The 16,736-nt window shown below is 40.3% G+C and carries 15 protein-coding genes; 3 read left to right on the top strand and 12 right to left on the bottom strand.

The window, feature by feature from the left end; genetic code table 11:
• Positions 1 to 29: 29 nt before the first annotated feature.
• On the bottom strand, positions 30 to 830 hold the full coding sequence (locus ACLOAU_RS23875) for a queuosine precursor transporter (protein ID WP_427864442.1): 801 nt from the start codon (positions 828 to 830) through the stop codon (positions 30 to 32).
• 535 nt (positions 831 to 1,365) lie between these two features.
• Between ACLOAU_RS23875 and ACLOAU_RS23870 the strand changes: the two genes are divergently transcribed.
• Both ACLOAU_RS23870 and ACLOAU_RS23865 read left to right on the top strand, forming a co-directional pair.
• Complete coding sequence (locus tag ACLOAU_RS23870; RefSeq protein ID WP_427864441.1) at positions 1,366 to 3,852, top strand: YfhO family protein; 2,487 nt, start codon at positions 1,366 to 1,368, stop codon at positions 3,850 to 3,852.
• A gap of 104 nt (positions 3,853 to 3,956) precedes the next feature.
• Positions 3,957 to 5,087 carry a glycosyltransferase family 4 protein gene (locus tag ACLOAU_RS23865; RefSeq protein WP_427864440.1) on the top strand — a complete coding sequence of 377 codons (1,131 nt, stop codon included), beginning with the start codon at positions 3,957 to 3,959 and terminating at the stop codon, positions 5,085 to 5,087.
• A gap of 6 nt (positions 5,088 to 5,093) precedes the next feature.
• Here the strand turns inward: ACLOAU_RS23865 and ACLOAU_RS23860 are convergent, their stop codons facing one another.
• The 7 genes from ACLOAU_RS23860 to rfbF are packed head-to-tail and all read right to left on the bottom strand — an operon-like array spanning position 5,094 to position 11,710.
• Positions 5,094 to 6,218, bottom strand: coding sequence for a glycosyltransferase family 4 protein (locus ACLOAU_RS23860; RefSeq protein ID WP_427864439.1), 1,125 nt, complete (start codon positions 6,216 to 6,218; stop codon positions 5,094 to 5,096).
• Between the two features lie 21 nt (positions 6,219 to 6,239).
• Positions 6,240 to 7,226, bottom strand: coding sequence for a glycosyltransferase (locus ACLOAU_RS23855; protein WP_427864438.1), 987 nt, complete (start codon positions 7,224 to 7,226; stop codon positions 6,240 to 6,242).
• 11 nt (positions 7,227 to 7,237) lie between these two features.
• The gene (locus ACLOAU_RS23850) at positions 7,238 to 8,101 is read right to left on the bottom strand and encodes an NAD-dependent epimerase/dehydratase family protein (RefSeq protein WP_427864437.1); all 864 of its coding nucleotides are present in this window, start codon (positions 8,099 to 8,101) and stop codon (positions 7,238 to 7,240) included.
• A 1-nt stretch (position 8,102) separates the two neighbouring features.
• Positions 8,103 to 9,332: a methyltransferase domain-containing protein gene (locus ACLOAU_RS23845; RefSeq protein ID WP_427864436.1), complete on the bottom strand. Its 1,230-nt coding sequence runs from the start codon at positions 9,330 to 9,332 to the stop codon at positions 8,103 to 8,105.
• Between the two features lie 10 nt (positions 9,333 to 9,342).
• A complete protein-coding gene (rfbC, locus tag ACLOAU_RS23840) occupies positions 9,343 to 9,867 on the bottom strand; it encodes a dTDP-4-dehydrorhamnose 3,5-epimerase (RefSeq protein WP_427864435.1) in 525 nt (174 codons plus the stop codon).
• Positions 9,864 to 10,949, bottom strand: a complete 1,086-nt coding sequence (gene rfbG / locus ACLOAU_RS23835) for a CDP-glucose 4,6-dehydratase (RefSeq protein WP_427864434.1) — start codon at positions 10,947 to 10,949, stop codon at positions 9,864 to 9,866. Before rfbG ends, rfbC begins: the two co-directional genes overlap by 4 nt.
• A complete protein-coding gene (gene rfbF, locus ACLOAU_RS23830; RefSeq protein WP_427864433.1) occupies positions 10,934 to 11,710 on the bottom strand; it encodes a glucose-1-phosphate cytidylyltransferase in 777 nt (258 codons plus the stop codon). Before rfbF ends, rfbG begins: the two co-directional genes overlap by 16 nt.
• Before the next feature lie 201 nt (positions 11,711 to 11,911).
• On the opposite strand from rfbF, the gene ACLOAU_RS23825 reads away from it, so the two are divergent.
• Complete coding sequence (locus ACLOAU_RS23825; protein WP_427864432.1) at positions 11,912 to 12,760, top strand: glycosyltransferase; 849 nt, start codon at positions 11,912 to 11,914, stop codon at positions 12,758 to 12,760.
• Here ACLOAU_RS23825 and ACLOAU_RS23820 read toward each other — a convergent pair.
• From ACLOAU_RS23820 to ACLOAU_RS23805, 4 genes are all read right to left on the bottom strand, one after another.
• Positions 12,757 to 13,764 carry a TIGR00180 family glycosyltransferase gene (locus ACLOAU_RS23820; protein ID WP_427864431.1) on the bottom strand — a complete coding sequence of 336 codons (1,008 nt, stop codon included), beginning with the start codon at positions 13,762 to 13,764 and terminating at the stop codon, positions 12,757 to 12,759. The two genes, ACLOAU_RS23825 and ACLOAU_RS23820, sit on opposite strands and share 4 nt — an antisense overlap.
• Positions 13,765 to 13,773: 9 nt before the next feature.
• Positions 13,774 to 14,730 (bottom strand): class I SAM-dependent methyltransferase, encoded by a 957-nt coding sequence (locus ACLOAU_RS23815; protein ID WP_427864430.1) that lies wholly within the window; start codon positions 14,728 to 14,730, stop codon positions 13,774 to 13,776.
• Positions 14,731 to 14,855: 125 nt separating this feature from the next.
• Positions 14,856 to 15,797, bottom strand: coding sequence for a hypothetical protein (locus ACLOAU_RS23810; protein WP_427864429.1), 942 nt, complete (start codon positions 15,795 to 15,797; stop codon positions 14,856 to 14,858).
• Positions 15,798 to 15,913: 116 nt separating this feature from the next.
• Positions 15,914 to 16,654: a menaquinone biosynthetic enzyme MqnA/MqnD family protein gene (locus ACLOAU_RS23805; protein WP_427864428.1), complete on the bottom strand. Its 741-nt coding sequence runs from the start codon at positions 16,652 to 16,654 to the stop codon at positions 15,914 to 15,916.
• Positions 16,655 to 16,736: the final 82 nt, after the last annotated feature.

Below are 16,736 nucleotides of genomic sequence, written 5' to 3'. Positions count from 1 at the left end.
GATGGATCATTATTTATTTGAAGTTGCCCTTAGCTGCCTTTTGTCATCGCCTGACGCTTCATTTCAGCGGCCAGGTCATGGCCCAGGTGTCTTTCTATAAGTGCATGCACACCATAGATCACAGGTGTCATTATTATTGCAACAATAAATTTATAAATATAATTGCCTACGCAAATGGCCATTACCAGGTTCAGGCTCCAGGGCTCGCCCTGGTTACGCGATACGCGGGGGCCTATATAAAACGCGATAAAAAGCACCACAAAACTATCGATCAGCTGCGATACCAGGGTAGATCCGGTCGCCCGCAGCCAGATGGCTTTTTCGCCTGTCATTCGCTTAATGCTATGAAATACAAGTACATCTAATATCTGACCAATTAAAAAGGCTGCTAAAGAACCAATGATAATCCAGGAGCCCTGCCCCAGTATTACCCGGTACGCTTCGTTGGCATTGTCAATTTGCTGGTTTTTATAGTTCCCTACCCAGAAATCAGCTGGCGTTAACCCGATAGCGCCCTGGAACATAATGAAGGTATAAGCAATAAGTGCCGCAGCTAAAAAAGATAAAAACCTTACGCCTTTTACGCCATAGTATTCATTGATGATGTCTGTCATAATAAACACAACGGGCCAGAGCAGTACGCCCGCGGTGAGGTTAAATGAAAAAGCATTGCCAAAGATGCTGAGATTGAAGGGCTCGATACCCACTGTCTTCTCTAATGAAAAGAGTTTTACGCCAATTACTTCTGCAACAATGGCATTGGCAATAAAAAAGCCCCCCAGTAAGATGAAAAGCCGGGTTGATTTATCGTTGATTATAGTACGGATCATTAAAATAAAAGGTGAAAATTAAGAAAATAAGAAGCATAATTATATTACAGGTAATAAGCCAGCGGGGTACAAATTGCCCCGGTTTTCTTCCGGTTATGATTAATATAAAATAAGAAAGGCCCGTTAATGGAAGGAGAATCATTGCCAATCCGTACCCTGCCATGATAATGGTAGATGCAAGCCCTTCGCTCTCACTCCAGGAGGTAAAAAGAAGAGAAAAAGCCAACAGCATGAAAAGTCCGCATAAAAAGGACACCCGGGACAAAAATATTAACCAACGCATAAGCGAATTTATCCGGCAAATTTATTATTATTTTTAGCCCGGATGAACGCTGCGAAAATTTTTCAATCTTTTATAAAATAAATATAATCCTGGAAAATTTCGGAAGTGTTTCATATAAAATAGTATTAATTTGCTCAATCCCGCAGGTTGAGTGTAGGTATGGGTTGGGAAATGCACTACAAGTGAAGTGTGCGACGCAACATCGTTCATATACTTTCATCTGCCGGGATCATAAAAAATAAAACTTTTATAATGACTCCTTGGCTGAAGAAAGCGCTACCACATGTGTTGGCTATTTTGGTTTTTTTGATTGTAACTGTATTGTTTTGCAAACCTGTGTTGGATGGTAAAACTTTAAACCAGCATGACACCGGTATAGATGGCTGGCGGGGATCTGCCCAAAATGCTTTTGATATAAAAGAAAAAACAGGCATCATGCCGCTATGGAGTACCAGTGTTTTTAGCGGGATGCCCAATTACCAGATTGCCATGGAGGGAAAAAGCGCTTTGCCTGTAGATTTGAACAAAGTAATGGGCCTGGGCCTGCCTAAACCCATGAACTTTTTCTTTATCGCCTGTGTATGTTTTTATATTTTATGTGTGGTGTTGCGGCTTAATCCTGTGATAGGAATATTGGGTGGACTGACATATGCTTATTCTACCTACAATCCGCTTATCGTAAGTGCCGGCCACGAAACCAAAATGTTGACCATTGCTTATATGCCTTTTTTGCTGGCTGGTCTGTTGCTCATTTTCAATAAACGTTACTGGATAGGCCTGGCAGTTGCCACCCTTGGCGCTACATTGGTATTGATGGCGAATCACCCGCAGATAGCTTATTACTTTTTTATGATTGCAGGCGCTGTTACGATTGGCTATGTTGTAGTGTGGATTAAGAATAAAGAGTTTAAGCACCTGGCTATATCGTTTGGATTAAGTGCTGTTGCTGCGTTGGTTGGCCTGGGCTGTTACTCATTAGCATTTTTAACCACCAACGAGTATACAAAGTATACCATGCGTGGCGGTAAGAGTGTTGAAATAAAGGATAGCGAAGTAAAAGCGGTGAATACATCTGGCCTGGATGCGGATTATGCAATGAGTTACAGTATGAGTAAAGTAGAACCCTTGATTATGCTAATGCCTAAAGCTGTTGGAGGTAGTAGCGGTACAATGTTGAAAGAGGACTCAAAGGTTATTGAAAAGCTGGCTGCGGCAGGTGTTCCCGAAATGCAGGCCGCCCAGTTTGCAAGCCAATTTCCGGCCTATTGGGGTGGAATGACCAAGCCAGGAGATTACTCAGGTGGTCCAGCCTATATTGGCGCAATTATTTTTATATTGGCTGTGATTGGGTTTGTTGTTGTAAAGAGTCCTTTGAAATGGCCTTTATTAATCGTTTCTATATTAGCTGTGCTTATGAGCTGGGGAAGCTATTTCTTTGGCTTTAATGAGTTTTTATTTAATTCCTTACCACTGTATAATAAGTTTAGAGCGCCATCGATGGCCCTGGTAATTTGCCAGCTTACATTACCTCTGATGGCTGTAATTACAGTATATAGTTTGTTTTTTGAAAAAAATGCCGGAGATTTTCTAAAAGCTAATTTCAAGAAAATACTATATACTTTAGGTGGTATCACGGCAGTGCTGGCGTTGCTATATATAGGGCAAAGTTACTCCTCCGGCTTTGATGAGCAGGTAATGCAGATGCAAATGGATCCTAACGGTGGCGATACTTTTAACAGGGCAATTATTGCAGGGATGAAGGCCGACAGGCAAAGCCTGTTTGGCGCGCAGGTGATAAGGGCGGTATTATTTATGGCGCTTGTATTAGGAATAGTGTACGCGGTATTAAAGAATATGATCAAACCTGTAGTTGCAGTTGCCGTTTTAGCAGCGATCAGCATCATCGACCTTTGGGTAGTAGATAAACAGTATTTCAGCGATGATCTTTATATAGCCAAAGATGAAATCACTAACCAGATTGAGGTACCTACTGCCATAGACCAGGAGATATTTAAAGACAAGGACCCGCATTTCAGGGTATATGACGTTGCCGGGCTTAATAAAAACAGGGTATCCTATTTCCATCGCTCTGCATTGGGGTATTCGGCGGTAAAGTTGCGGGTGTACCAGGATGTCATTGAGCGATATTTTGCAGGGGCGCCAAACGAACAGCTGCTTAATGCGCTTGATGTACGTTATATTATCACCAGGGATGAAAGCGGACAGGAACGCCTTATTCCCAATCCCAATGCTTATGGCGCTGCCTGGTTTGTGAAAGCCGTAAAGCCGGTTACTACAGAGGTGGAAGAGCTACAGGCAATAGGCAGCACCAATTTGAAAGACACAGCGATCGTTCCTCAAGCTGCATTGAAATCGGGAACTAGTTTAACGGCAGATTCTACATCGTCTGTTACGCTTACAAAATATACCAACGACGAAATTGAGTACAATACCAACAGTAGTTCGGGTGGCTTTGTTGTGTTGAGTGAAGTGTATTATCCGGCAGGGTGGAATGCCTATATAGACGGTAAACAGACGGATATTGTGAAAACGAACTACTTTATGCGTGGCCTTGTAGTTCCCCAGGGGAAGCATACCATAAAGCTTGTTTTCGAGCCGGAGATGGTGAAGCGCGGCATGAACATCTCTTACCTGAGTTCCTGGTTGCTGATTATTCTGGTATTAGGAGGTTTCTTTATGCAATGGTGGGTGGATAGGAAGAATGTGCAAATTAGCTAATTAACCAATGTGCTGATATTTATTACTGGATGCTAGATACTCGATGCTCGATACTTTGTATCTAATCTATTGTTCAGCATCTGTCATCTGTCATCCTCTCACCTATGCTCAAAATAGCTTCTCTTGTTCCCTACAAAATTATTCCTGCAGTAACGGGTGGGGAAAAGGGCATTTTCTATTTCCTGAAATATGTTGCGCGCTATGCTGACATAACCGCATTTTCGGTAACCGAAAATGCAGGTACCGTAGAAGGAATCAATTTTGTTGATGTTTTAGGGAGCACTCATAAGAAAGGTCGTTATGCCGATTTTTCAATCTTTCGTAAAATAAAAAAAGCCTGCCGCTCGCTCGATATGAAACACATTATTGTGGAGCATCCCTATTATGCATGGTTGGGTGTAGCTTTAAAGAAATGGGGAGGACTGAAGCTCATCATTCATTCCCATAATATTGAAGCAGCCAGGTTTAAAAGCGTAAAAAAATGGTGGTGGCCCATTCTTCATCAATATGAAAAGTTTGCACACCGGCAGGCCGATTTTAATTTCTTTATCACTGAAGAAGATAGAGATTATGCGATAAAAACCTATCAGCTTGATACCAGTAAATGTGCAGTGATCACTTATGGAATAGAAAATGCGGAAGCTCCCTCTCCTGAAGAAAAGCACCATAGCAAAAATCAGATCTGTGATGAACTGGGACTGCCGGTAGATACCAAACTCATTCTTTTTAATGGCACGCTGGATTACGCACCGAACCGGGATGGGCTGGACAAAATCCTAAAAGAAATTAATCCGCTGCTTCAGCAACAGATTGAGTTTTCTTATAAAATCATTATTTGCGGATTAAGATTACCAGCGGAGTACAACCAGCTTAAAGACTACCAGGATCAGCATATTATTTATAAAGGCTTTGTTGAAGATATCGGTATTTATTTTAAAGCAGCAGATCTTTTCATCAATCCAATTATAGACGGTGGAGGTATTAAGACTAAATTGGTAGAAGCTTTAGGTGCTGACACGCCTGCTGTTTCTTTTAAAGCAGGCGCTTACGGTATCCCTGCCAGTGTTACTGGAGATCATCTTTCAGTGGTTGCGGATGATGATTGTAAGGGCTTTTCGAACGCAATTCGGGGGCAATTTTTAAAGCCCCACAGCAGTACACCTGTTTCGTTTTATGATCATTTTAGCTGGGATGCTATTGCCAGGAGAGCAGTAGATAAAATCAAGGAACTATAGTTGTTACTAGCTTATCGTTTTTACGACAGCATTATAAAGTATTTCTGAGCTTATTTCCCAGTTAAACAGTTGTTTCCGCTCCTTTCCTTTTCTGATTAGTTTGATTGAAAGATCCCCGTCCTGGTAAATGTCCGTCATAGCTTGGGCAATATCGTTTACATCGAAAGGGTCTACAAGCAATGCTGCATCAGCCGCTACTTCGGGCATTGAAGAAGTATTGCTGCAAATAACCGGAACGCCTGCCTGGAAAGCTTCAACAATGGGTAATCCAAATCCTTCAAAAAGAGGAACAAATACCAGGCCGTGAGCTGCTCCTAACAGGTATTTAAGTTCTTGGTCGGTAATTCTGCCAGGAAATATAATATCATCTTTATATTCCAGTGAGTCGTATACCGATTTTATTTCTTTCTCTTCCCAGAGAATGTTTCCGGCGAGCACCAGCTTGAAGTTGTTCGGCATACCTGATTTAAAGCGTTCAAAAGCCTGCATTAGCCTTTGTATGTTCTTACGGGCATGCATAGATCCAACAAAAAAGAAATATGGACTACCGTTGGTGTAGTGCTCCCTCGTTGATCGAGCATCTGTAAGTGTAATCGGCTGAAATATAGGTTTTGCTCCCAAAGGCATTACTTCTATTTTTTCGGCAGGTATGTGATAGGATTTTATTACATCTTGCTTGGTGTAATTGGACACAGTTACAATACAGTCAGCCTTCTTCGCGAATCTTTTAAAAAAATATTTGTAGTAAACTCTATTTCGAAAGGGAAGATTTTCGGGGAAATGTTCAAAATTCAGGTCGTGTATAACAGCGATCTGTTTTGTTTTTGAACGAAGACTGATCATGCCGTCCATGCCAATAAAAAGATCTGGTTGATATCTTTTTAGGAAAGCAGGCAAGATAAATTCTAAATAAAAGAAGTATAAAACCGGATGGCGGTAAGGTGGGAAAATGCGATAAATAGTAGCATTGGGGAAGTTAAAATAAGTTCTGTTGAAGTTTTTATCACAAAGAAGCATAAAATGAGTCTCAGGATGATGCTTAATCATCAACTGTAATGTTTCAATAACCACATTACCTATTCCATCTACATTTTTGTTGCGTAAAACCCAACAATTAAAGGCTATCGTCATTGAGCAAGATTTATAAACATATTAGCTGAGCCATTTCCTTACTATCTGAAACAGACTTCTTGTAATGGCATTGCTATCCAATATAGTAGCAATTCGTATTTTAAAAATGTGTTCGGGTTTAAAGTTCTTGATTCCAAGTAATATTGCATTGGTTTTACACTCTTTTATAAAAGAACTAACCGAAACTCTATTGGCTGTATTGACCTTTAAAAGCCGGTGGCTTAAGCTTTGGCAATAATAGTTGAGGTAAACCCTGCCATATTCTTTTATGGTTTTATGAACGCCTTTTCTGCTTTTCTGGAACTCATTTAAGAAATGCAGATACATGCCAAATGCGATACAATATTTATCGATATGGGTAGAAATTGAAAGACTTACATGTAGGCGGTAATCAAAACCCTTATGAGGTGAAATTGCCATATAAGAAAGCGCCGTTAGCTTTACAAAAAGTTCATAGTCTCCAAAAAGAAGGTTAGGATAAGCTGCAGGAAATCCTCCCAGCTTTTTATAATCATTTGAGCGGAATAGATAGCCAGTACCCATACTATCCATTTTTTGAGTGAATTGAAGTCTCAAGAAATCTTCTACCTGTATTTTTTCGGGCATGGGTTGACACGAACGTACCTGTTTCCCCTGGCTGTCAACATAGTTGAAATGAGTTTGATAAATGGAAGCGTGAGGATGCTGGCCGATTAAATTATTCATTATTCGAAAATAATCTTCGTGTAGCCTGTCATCGTGCCCGATAAAGGTGATATATTCATGCAAAGGCAAATCAAGTGCTCTCGCCCAGTTATCGGGCATAGATAAATCGGTGTCAGAATTTTTGATAATTATCCTTTCATCCTTCAGGGATCTAAGCCATTCCAGTGTACCGTCGTTACTATTGTTGTTCAGCACAAACAAATTGAATTGCGGATAGGTTTGCGAAAGAATGCTATTCACAGATTCTTTCAGGTACTCACCACCATTCCGCACTGGTAATATAATAGAGAACTGATTGTTCAAGATGAATAATTTTATTCAGGGTTATCAGCCGCTAATATCTGTAATAATTTTTGATTGCAGCCCCAAAAATGCATAGGCTCAAAATCGGGGTAAGGATAATATCCAAGATTAAGATGAATTTTTTGTTTAGTATCTTCCAGGTATTGTAAAACCAAATCTTTAACCGTTATAGGCTGGCTACTGCAGATATTGACTATGCCTGTTAGTTCAGTTTGCAAACTCGCTTCAACAATATATTTGGCTACCAGCTCAATGGGCAGGAAATCTCGCACCTGTTCACCTCCACTCATGTTAAAGCTTTTTTCATTTTTTCGCAACGCTTTTTCTAACTGCGGGATTAAAGAGTTCTCAGCTTGTCTCTTTCCAAACATATAAAACAGTCTCAACCATTTTAGGTCATAAGAATGTTGATATGTCAACTCTTCTGCGAAAAGCCTGAGTTGGTTTTTGGCTATCGCATAATAATTGCTGGGCTGTGCGGGCATATCTTCAGATAAGCATCCTTCCTGCATCCCGTACTCAAAACAAGTACCGGTTATATTGATATTTGCTGCTCCGCCTGAAACAAGATTCTTAAGAAATAGCCGGTGAAGGGGGAGGTTTTGTTTGATGTGATGATCAGATTTATAATTGGGAAGTCCTTCCCAGGCCAAATGAATAATGCATTCGGGCTGTTGAAAGAAATGAAAAAGATTGATGTCCTCAGCTATGTTATTAATGTTAAAAGGAATATAGGTTACCTGGCTAAACCAGCTCGCTTGCGCGGCTTTATCTTTATTTAAAGATGTAGCCACAACCGTATGGTTTCGTTCCAACAACTCGTTGATCACGTAATTGCCTATAAAGCCAGTTGCACCTGTAACTAAAACCTTCACTTTATTTAAGTATTGTCAATTGAGGTATCGCTACTACAAATTGTCCTCCCCAATCATTTATATAACTTAATTGAGCAGTAATCTCATCTTTCAAATTCCACGGAAGAATGATTACGAAATCGGGTTGCTTCGCTTTTAGCACATCTTCATTTACAACGGGGATGTGGCTGGCTGGTAATAGTTTATTTTGCTTATGGGGGTTGGCGTCCACTACAAAATCGATAAGGTCGCTTTTAATGCCGCAATAATTCAAAAGGGTATTACCCTTCGCAGCAGCGCCATAGGCCGCCACTTTTTTACCCGCTCTTTTTTGATCGATTAAAAAGCTGATCAGATCTATTTTAATCTGAAATGCTTTTTCCTGGAAGTTCTGATAGGTCTGTATATCCGTTAGACCAGCCTGTGCTTCCTTTTCCAGCATTTGATTAACATTGCCGGAGATCGTATGTGTGCTGTCGTTTTTATGCTTTGCGTAAATTCTCAAAGAACCTCCATGGGTAGGTAGCTCCTCTACATCGAACATCTCCAACTGCTGCGATTCAAATATTTGCTTTACCGAATAAAAGGAGAGGTAAGAGAAATGTTCATGGTAGATGGTGTCAAATTGGTTGTTTTGCAGCAGTTGCAATAAATGAGGGAACTCCATCGTTACAACACCCCCGGGCTTGAGTAATATTTTCATGCCACCCACAAAATCAACGATATCGGGTACGTGCGCCAACACATTATTTCCTAATAGTAAATCGGCATGCTTATGCTGTGCCGCCAATTCTGTTGCAAGTCTCACACCAAAAAAGTCAATGACACTTTCAATGCCTTTTTCGGCAGCTGCCGCAGCAGTGTTGGCTGTGGGCTCTATACCTAAAACAGGTATATCTTTTGCTTTAAAATATTGCAGCAGGTAGCCGTCGTTACTGGCTATTTCGATCACAAAAGAATTCTGATCCAATCCAAACCGCTCCTGCATATTGTCGGTGTATTGTTTTGCATGAGCCAACCAGCTGGTGGAATAGGATGAGAAATATACATACTCGTTGTTGAATATAGCGTCAGATTTTTTATATTCATCCACCTGCACCAGGAAACATTTACCGCAGGTGTAAACTTTTAACGGATAAAATGGTTCAGGTTCATTTTCCTGGCCTGCATTTAAAAAGGAGTTAGATGCCGGAGCATTTCCCAGATCTATAAAAACATCGCTAAGCGGGGTGGCGCAAAATCTGCAATTCATTTAATATTCTTTATAATAATGTATGGCTTTTGTCTCTCTCTGAAATTTCAGTTAGGGGCAGTGGCCATTGTATATTTATTTTAGGATCGTTGTATAAAACACCCGACTCATAGCCGGGGGTATAGTATGCCGAATGAAGATAAAGCAGCTCTGCGTCTTCCGTAAGTGTTTGAAAACCGTGTGCAAATCCTTCGGGGATATAGAGACTTTTTTTGTTACCAGCAGAAAGTTCTGCGCCAAACCATTGTAAGTAGCTGGGCGATTCCTCTCTTAAGTCAATAATTACATCGAAAACGGCGCCGGCAATACATCTCACCAGTTTTATTTCCCCGTAGGGTTTAATCTGGAAATGCATACCCCTGATTGTTCCTTTAGTTGCCGTAAAGGAATGATTCATTTGTACCCACTCCTTGGTATGTCCGATTGTTTCAAACTCTTGCTTGCAAAAAGAACGCATAAACCAACCACGGTTGTCACCCCTTGGGGAGGGAGTAATAACATAACTTCCATCTAATGATGTTGGTTCAAAAATCATAGTTCTAAATAGTCTTCAATTTGCTGTTGGGTATAAACCAGGGCATTTTCTGCCTGCACGTTTTTATACCAATCTAAAGTTTTGCTGATAGCAATAGCAGCTTCCATTTTAGGCGTCCAGAGTAAATGGTTGATTGCTTTTTGAATATCTAGTTTCAATAATGTGGCTTCATGCGGTTGGGTATTGTCAGATTGATCAATCCATGTTCCGCCTCCCCATGCTTTGATGGAAAGCGCCACCAGGTCTTTTACGGACAAATGATCTTCGGGTCTGGGTCCGAAATTATAAGCCCCTGAAAATTGAATGTCCTCATTTAATTGCAACGCCAGCAAAATATAACCCGTTACCGGCTCTAACACATGTTGCCAGGGTCTTACCGCATGGGGATTTCTTACAGTAACAGGTTGATCATTCTTCAAGGCCTGTACTATATCCGGGATAATCCGGTCTTTGCTGAAGTCGCCGCCACCAATTACATTACCGGCTCTTGCGCTGGCAATTGCTTTTTGGTGTAGGGAGTGAGTGCCGGTATTAAAAAAGGAGTTTCTGAATGAATCAACAACAATTTCTGTACAGGCCTTGCTTGCACTGTAGGGATCGTAGCCGCCCAGTCTGTCTTCTTCTTTATATAAAATATCCTGTTCTTTATTTTCGTAAACTTTGTCCGTGGTAACTATTACAGTTGTACATTTTTTATTCAAAATGGTAAGCGCTTCAAGCAGATTTGCAGTACCAATCACGTTTACCTCGAAGGTTTCAGCAGGTATCTGATAGCTGAGCCGTACCAGGGGCTGCGCCGCCAGATGAAAAATAAAGTCGGGAGCAAAGTCCAGGATTTCCTGTTTGAGTTTCTCTTTATTTCTGATATCGGCTATTACATTCTGGCTGCCGGATAGCGGTTTCGTCAGGTTAAAAATAGAAAGCTCATGTTCGGGAGCAAGTGCATACCCTTTCACTTCTGCACCCAGCATATTTAACAGGATGCTTAGCCAGGTACCTTTAAATCCCGTATGCCCCGTTATAAAAACCTTTTTTCCTGAGTAGGCCTTTATCAGTTGTTGTTTATTTACCACAATTTCCATTTAGCTTTTCCAGATTGCCATAATTGTTCCAGCTCCATTTTATCACGAAGGGCGTCCATTGGTTTCCAGAAACCGGTATGCTGATAAGCCTGCAACTCTCCATCATCAGCTAGCTTTTCCAAAGGCTCATCTTCCCACATCATTTCAGTCATATCGTCTTCCAGGTAATTAAATACTTCCGGCTTCAGCACAAAAAAACCGCCATTGATCCACTTCCCTTCATCCTTGGCCTTTTCTCTGAATGAAGTAACGGCTCCCGAATCATTCAGGTCCATGCCTCCAAATCTCGAATCCATCTGCACTGCGGTTACAGTGGCAATTTTATCACCCTTTTTATGAAAAGCCAGTAAATCCTTTATGTTTACATCGCTTACGCCATCTCCATAGGTCAACATAAAGTCTTCGTTGCCTATATATTGCCGCACCCTTTGAAGCCTGCCAGCTGTTTTTGTAGATAAACCCGTATCTACCAGTGTTATCTTAAAATCTTCACTCTTATTGGCATGATAAGTTATATCATTATTTTTTATATCAATGGTAAGATCCGCATTATGGAGAAAGTAGTTCATAAAGTACTCTTTTATCATATAACTCTTGTAGCCGAGGCATACAATGAAGTCGTTAAAGCCATAATGGCTATAAATTTTCATGATATGCCAAAGGATGGGCTTTCCACCGATTTCAACCATAGGTTTAGGACGTGTACCCGTTTCTTCTGATATCCGGGTGCCTAAGCCGCCTGCAAAAATTACTACTTTCATTGATAAATGCTATATACTGATGAACCCTGCAAAAATAAGCTTTTCCGACCTTGAAATATATAACCAGGCACCGCTAGTCTATGGCCCGGAAATGCCGGCTCTGGTGTGAGGTTTGATGTTGAACCAGTTGCCTGCAAACAATCTTCGACTGGTTTTCGATTCATTTTCCTAATTTGCCTGGGCAACGTCATGTAAAGTAGAATGGAAAAAATTTTTGGGGTCGTTATATTGTACAATCCGGCAGAAGAGGTTATCGGTAATATTACCGGTTATCTTCCTTTTCTCCGGGAACTGATGATTATAGATAACAGTGAGCCCGCGTCGAAGCTTGATTTTTCTAACTATGGGGATAACGTAACGGTTTTGCGCGATGGAACGAATCAAGGTATCTCCGCCCGCCTGAATCAGGCTGCCAGGTATGCAATAGATAAACAGGCAGACTGGCTGTTGACCATGGACCAGGACTCTTTCTTTTCAGGAGATTATTTAAAGCAATATATCGAATGTTTGAGTTCCTTTTCAGACAAGGAAAAAGTAGCTATGTGCGGGGTATCGTTTGAATCTGTTCCCTCAACGAATGATTGCGCCATAGCAGAAACAGCGAACCTGATTACTTCCGGCAGTATCCTGAACCTGGATATATTTAAGAAGATAGGGAGTTTTGATGAAAACCTGTTTATTGACGAGGTAGATTTTGAGTATTGCGCAAGAGCAATGAAAAACGGGTATAAAACTATTCAGTTTACAAATATTTATTTGAATCACTCGCTGGGTACTGTTTCTCAACACCGGTCTATAAAAAGCTTAAAGAAAACGACGCGTACCTTGCATTCACCACTTCGATTGTATTATATGCTGAGAAATTATTTGTATGTGTGTGACAGATACCAGGCGGAATGTGGCGAAACATTGAAGTTGAAGAGAACCGCGCTTTTGAACCGTATTAAAAATAACCTGCTGTATGGAAACAACCGGGTGAAAATACTCAGGTATCTTGTAATGGCTGTAAACCATTATAAGGCGGGTAAGATGGGGAAATTGTCTAATTAGCCTTTTTGAAGTATTGAAGCTATTTTCTTCAATTCACTTCGTTCGTTTTCCGAGGCGACAATTTCTGCCATTTGTGTCTCCAGTTCCTTTTTCCTGCTTTTCTCAATTATTTTTTTACCCACTACGGGTATCAGCGCAACGATTCGCCCCATCCTCTTTTTTAATGAGGGTTTTAAATGATATGAACTTTCGATAGCAGTGGCTAGCCTGGCGAAGCCAGTGATTAACCGGTCCTTCACCATTTCAGACTTCTGGCTGTTATTCCAGTGAATGATTTTGGAAGACAGGTGGTTGACAAAGTCGTCAATGTCGGGTTTAAATGCAGGGTCTTTTAAGAGCGTGTTCATATTCACCGCCGTTTTATCATCTGAATCTTCGGCATACTCCCTTACTTGGTATAAAAAGGGAAGCTCTTTGTACTTTCCTATTACAACCGGCAAAATGGATGCATTGTATTCATTTAAATACAGGTTCCGGATACTTGACGAGGCATCGGTATAGGCTTCTTTAAGTAAAGCGGTTCGATGAACAGCATATAAGTATGATTTATAATCCGACAGCAGATTGTCCAGGCGTTCCAGCCCGCCAGCAGCTTCATAAGAATATTCCAAACGAGGGTAAATAGGGTAGAAGTTAATTCCGGCTCCGGCAATTACTTCACTTTTTTTATAACATACACAACGACCCTGTACGGAAGCATAATCCGGATTATTATTCAGAAAGCTGATACAGTCCTCAATTGCCCGGGGTATAATAAAGTCGTCATCGGGGCAAAGAATTACATACCGGCTGCTAACCTGTTGCAGTATTAACTCTATCTTCTGAGTGTAATTAATGCCTGGTGTATAAATATAATTCCATGAAGTGGGAATAGAGTCTGAAGGATGCTTTTGCGAAGAGCTGTCTGCTAAAATTATTGATACTTCAATATCCCGGTAGTATTCTACCAGGCGACGAATATTTTGATGGCGGTTGTGTAGTATAATAACAATGGTTACATCCATCAGGTAAAATTACTTTCTTATGTATAAAGCCACGGTGTCGCTTTCGCGCTTTTGGTTAAGCGCCGTAATTTCATTTTCGAATCTTTCGATATCCGAAGGTTTAAATATGCTGCTTGCGGGATTTTGAAAGTAACTCCGGTCATCATTGACATTGCTTATGCCGCTTGAGTATTGTTCGCTGCCAATAATGGAGAATACTTCCGCATCAAAAACTGTTTTATATATGGAGAGATTATTTTTTTCGATGATCCCGGTAATGCTCTTTAAGGTGTGAATGAATAAATGTCTTGGAGCATCGAGCGATACTACATTACCGCCATATTTGTTCATTAAGGGTTTGCTTACAATCGGGATCCTGATAAGCATTCTGCCGCCTTTTTTTAGCAAGGCTGCTGCTTTTTGTATTACCTCGTCCTGCCGGTCCATATGTTCCAGGCTATGGTGCATCATGATTACATCATAAGTAGTGTCTGTCTGAAAAATATCTTTTTTAAAAAGTTTCAGGCTATTGTTATATACAAGATCTTTCTGTAAAAACGGATCAATACCCGTAAGATTGCTAAACCCCAGGCGATACATTCTTTTTAATAATTGGCCATTTCCACATCCAATGTCCAAAACGCTTTCTTTTCTGTTTTGCAAATGCAGTCCTTTCAGCCAGGTGTAAAATCCCGAAGGTTTAAACTTCAGTGCCAGCAAACTGCCCAATAGCTTGTTTTTATTAAAGGCGTAATAATTAAAGTGGGCACTTCTTATCCAGCTTTTTTTAAGCGGCACCTCGGCTACAGTATAAGAGTAGTAGTCGTTGGGGTAGTATTTGCCCAGGTTTGAAGGCACTTCGGCTATCTGGATACAGCCACAGCTGGCGCATTCAAAATATTCAAACTCGTCTTTCAGGCCATACATCATTTCTTTCAAAATGAATTTTTTATTATTCGAGCCGTTATGGCATACTCCACACTTCATCTACTTGAAAGTTTTACGATGTCTGATTAATACTTTTCGAATGGCTCGAGTATCTGCATCCAACATCACTCTTAAAATAAAAGGGCCGCTTGGTAAAAGCAGCCCTTAAAAATAAGATTTTTAATTTATTGATAGATTACAGGACCAAGAATCCATGCATCCGCTGATGGAGTTGATGAAAATTGTATGGTGTAATTTTCAATTTGGCTTGAGTTGAACATATAGCTGCCGAAAACTTCCATTGAATAAATATGTCGGCAATAATTGTAAAGAGGACTATTTGCATCAGATTCATTCACTCTTTTTCGTTCTACAAAATACACTTTGCCGTCATTCAGGTCATTTGCTAGAAAGCCATATCGTTGTCCTGCTGGATCTCCGCCTAGAGTACTTCCAATTGGAGAGGGAGCTATGCTAGAATTAGACCAAATAGGCCCTCCAAATAAAGATATTGCAGTTTCATAATTATAAATCCATCTATATGTTCCCTCAAATTTCCAATATACTTTTCCAGAGTAATTAATCAAATGCCCTCCACTAATCTTCAAGTCATCTCCTTTGAACCAAGTATTTGCCAAAGGAAAATCTGTAAATTGAATGTTTACCCTATTTAAATATCCATAAAGCAAATGAAGATTAAAAAAGTCCTGCCATACATATCTGCAAAAATTATAATATTGACCTGATCCAGCAGCTTTTTTTTCTACTACGTAAACTTTACCATCTTTTGTATCCTGCGCCATGAAGGCATGTTGTATATCAGGCCCACTTCCTATAGGCTCACCTTGTGGTTGAGGATCAATGTACAATTTAGGCATCATCGAATAGTTGTACCCACCAAACAGTGCATCGACAGTCCTTTGATTATAAATGTGCCGATAAAGGCCATCAACGAGCCAAAACACTTTACCGTTTGTTACATTGATAAAAAGAGGTCTGTCTGCGGCGCTGCCACTGACAGTTCGAGCTACAGTACTTTCTTCCTGAAAAGCTTTTTTTTGAGTCTCATCTTTTTTACATGAAATGAAACCAGCAATCAATAACATCGTTACATACATTTTTTTCATAGCTTAATGTTGATTTAAAATTGAAGAATAGTGAAATATTAGTATAGGGAATTTCTTGCCTGGATATTTATATAGGTTATTTGTGTTTTACTCAAGCGAAGATATGATGAAAAGTATCAAAATTCTTCTTCCATAAACTTTTTTAACCCGTTTCTTTTTTCTTGATCAAGGGTATAACTTAAATTCTGGGAAAAATACTTCTTTAAATCATAAACGCCATTATCATATTCAGCCGCAATTTCGTCAATATGCTGAAGGCCATAAGCGTTAGCCTCATCAAATTTTGTAATAAAGTCTTCAGAAAGCTTTTGGGTACTTACCCAGGCTGCAAAAACAAAAGGAAGCCCTGTGGCTATTTTCCACTCGCCTGCCAAATCATAAATATATTTGAAATTAGGCCTTTGCGCCAAAGCTCTGTCGCCTATAATAACTGCCGCGGTATCATCTTTGATATAGTTGATATAGGATTCGTCTTTTGCGTCAACCAGTTCCACTTGAATTTTCCAGTGATGTTTTACCAGCCATTTCAACAAATTTACTGATGAACGGCTTTGATAGTCGAGGTATATTTTTTTGATCCGATCAATGGGCTGCTCGCTGAAAAGTGCTACTGATGCCACATCTCCAACAGCGCCAATGCAGTAATTGCCATTAATATAATATTGCGGAAGCTGCGGAATCACAGCCACAGGAACCAATCCCAGGTCGATGGCCCCTGTTTTGAGCTTTTCAGCCAGGGATGCCGGATAGGCTTCTATCAATTCAATTTCATCTTTTATAGGAAGTCTTTGCAGGCCATAAATGAGGGGACGTGTGTTTAAATAGCTTACAATTCCAACTCTAATCTTCTGTTCCAATCTTTATTCCTTTATTTTTGCGCGAAATTAGCAGGTTTCAGGTTTATTGTTCCTGATTAGTCGTTAAACTTTAAACCTCGAA

Origin of the sequence: Paraniabella aurantiaca, assembly GCF_050309965.1 — a bacterium.
GTDB lineage: Bacteria > Bacteroidota > Bacteroidia > Chitinophagales > Chitinophagaceae > Niabella.
Note: the sequence above shows the minus strand (reverse complement) of the source record. Positions and strands in the feature narration are given on the sequence as shown.

Excerpts from the sequence above, each read along its gene's own strand:
- ACLOAU_RS23875 (WP_427864442.1), bottom strand. The coding sequence starts at position 830 with ATGATCCGTACTATAATCAACGATAAATCAACCCGGCTTTTCATCTTA.
- ACLOAU_RS23870 (WP_427864441.1), top strand. The coding sequence starts at position 1,366 with ATGACTCCTTGGCTGAAGAAAGCGCTACCACATGTGTTGGCTATTTTG.
- ACLOAU_RS23865 (WP_427864440.1), top strand. The coding sequence starts at position 3,957 with ATGCTCAAAATAGCTTCTCTTGTTCCCTACAAAATTATTCCTGCAGTA.
- ACLOAU_RS23860 (WP_427864439.1), bottom strand. The coding sequence starts at position 6,218 with ATGACGATAGCCTTTAATTGTTGGGTTTTACGCAACAAAAATGTAGAT.
- ACLOAU_RS23845 (WP_427864436.1), bottom strand. The coding sequence starts at position 9,332 with ATGAATTGCAGATTTTGCGCCACCCCGCTTAGCGATGTTTTTATAGAT.
- rfbC (WP_427864435.1), bottom strand. The coding sequence starts at position 9,867 with ATGATTTTTGAACCAACATCATTAGATGGAAGTTATGTTATTACTCCC.
- rfbG (WP_427864434.1), bottom strand. The coding sequence starts at position 10,949 with ATGGAAATTGTGGTAAATAAACAACAACTGATAAAGGCCTACTCAGGA.
- rfbF (WP_427864433.1), bottom strand. The coding sequence starts at position 11,710 with ATGAAAGTAGTAATTTTTGCAGGCGGCTTAGGCACCCGGATATCAGAA.
- ACLOAU_RS23825 (WP_427864432.1), top strand. The coding sequence starts at position 11,912 with ATGGAAAAAATTTTTGGGGTCGTTATATTGTACAATCCGGCAGAAGAG.
- ACLOAU_RS23820 (WP_427864431.1), bottom strand. The coding sequence starts at position 13,764 with ATGGATGTAACCATTGTTATTATACTACACAACCGCCATCAAAATATT.
- ACLOAU_RS23815 (WP_427864430.1), bottom strand. The coding sequence starts at position 14,730 with ATGAAGTGTGGAGTATGCCATAACGGCTCGAATAATAAAAAATTCATT.
- ACLOAU_RS23810 (WP_427864429.1), bottom strand. The coding sequence starts at position 15,797 with ATGAAAAAAATGTATGTAACGATGTTATTGATTGCTGGTTTCATTTCA.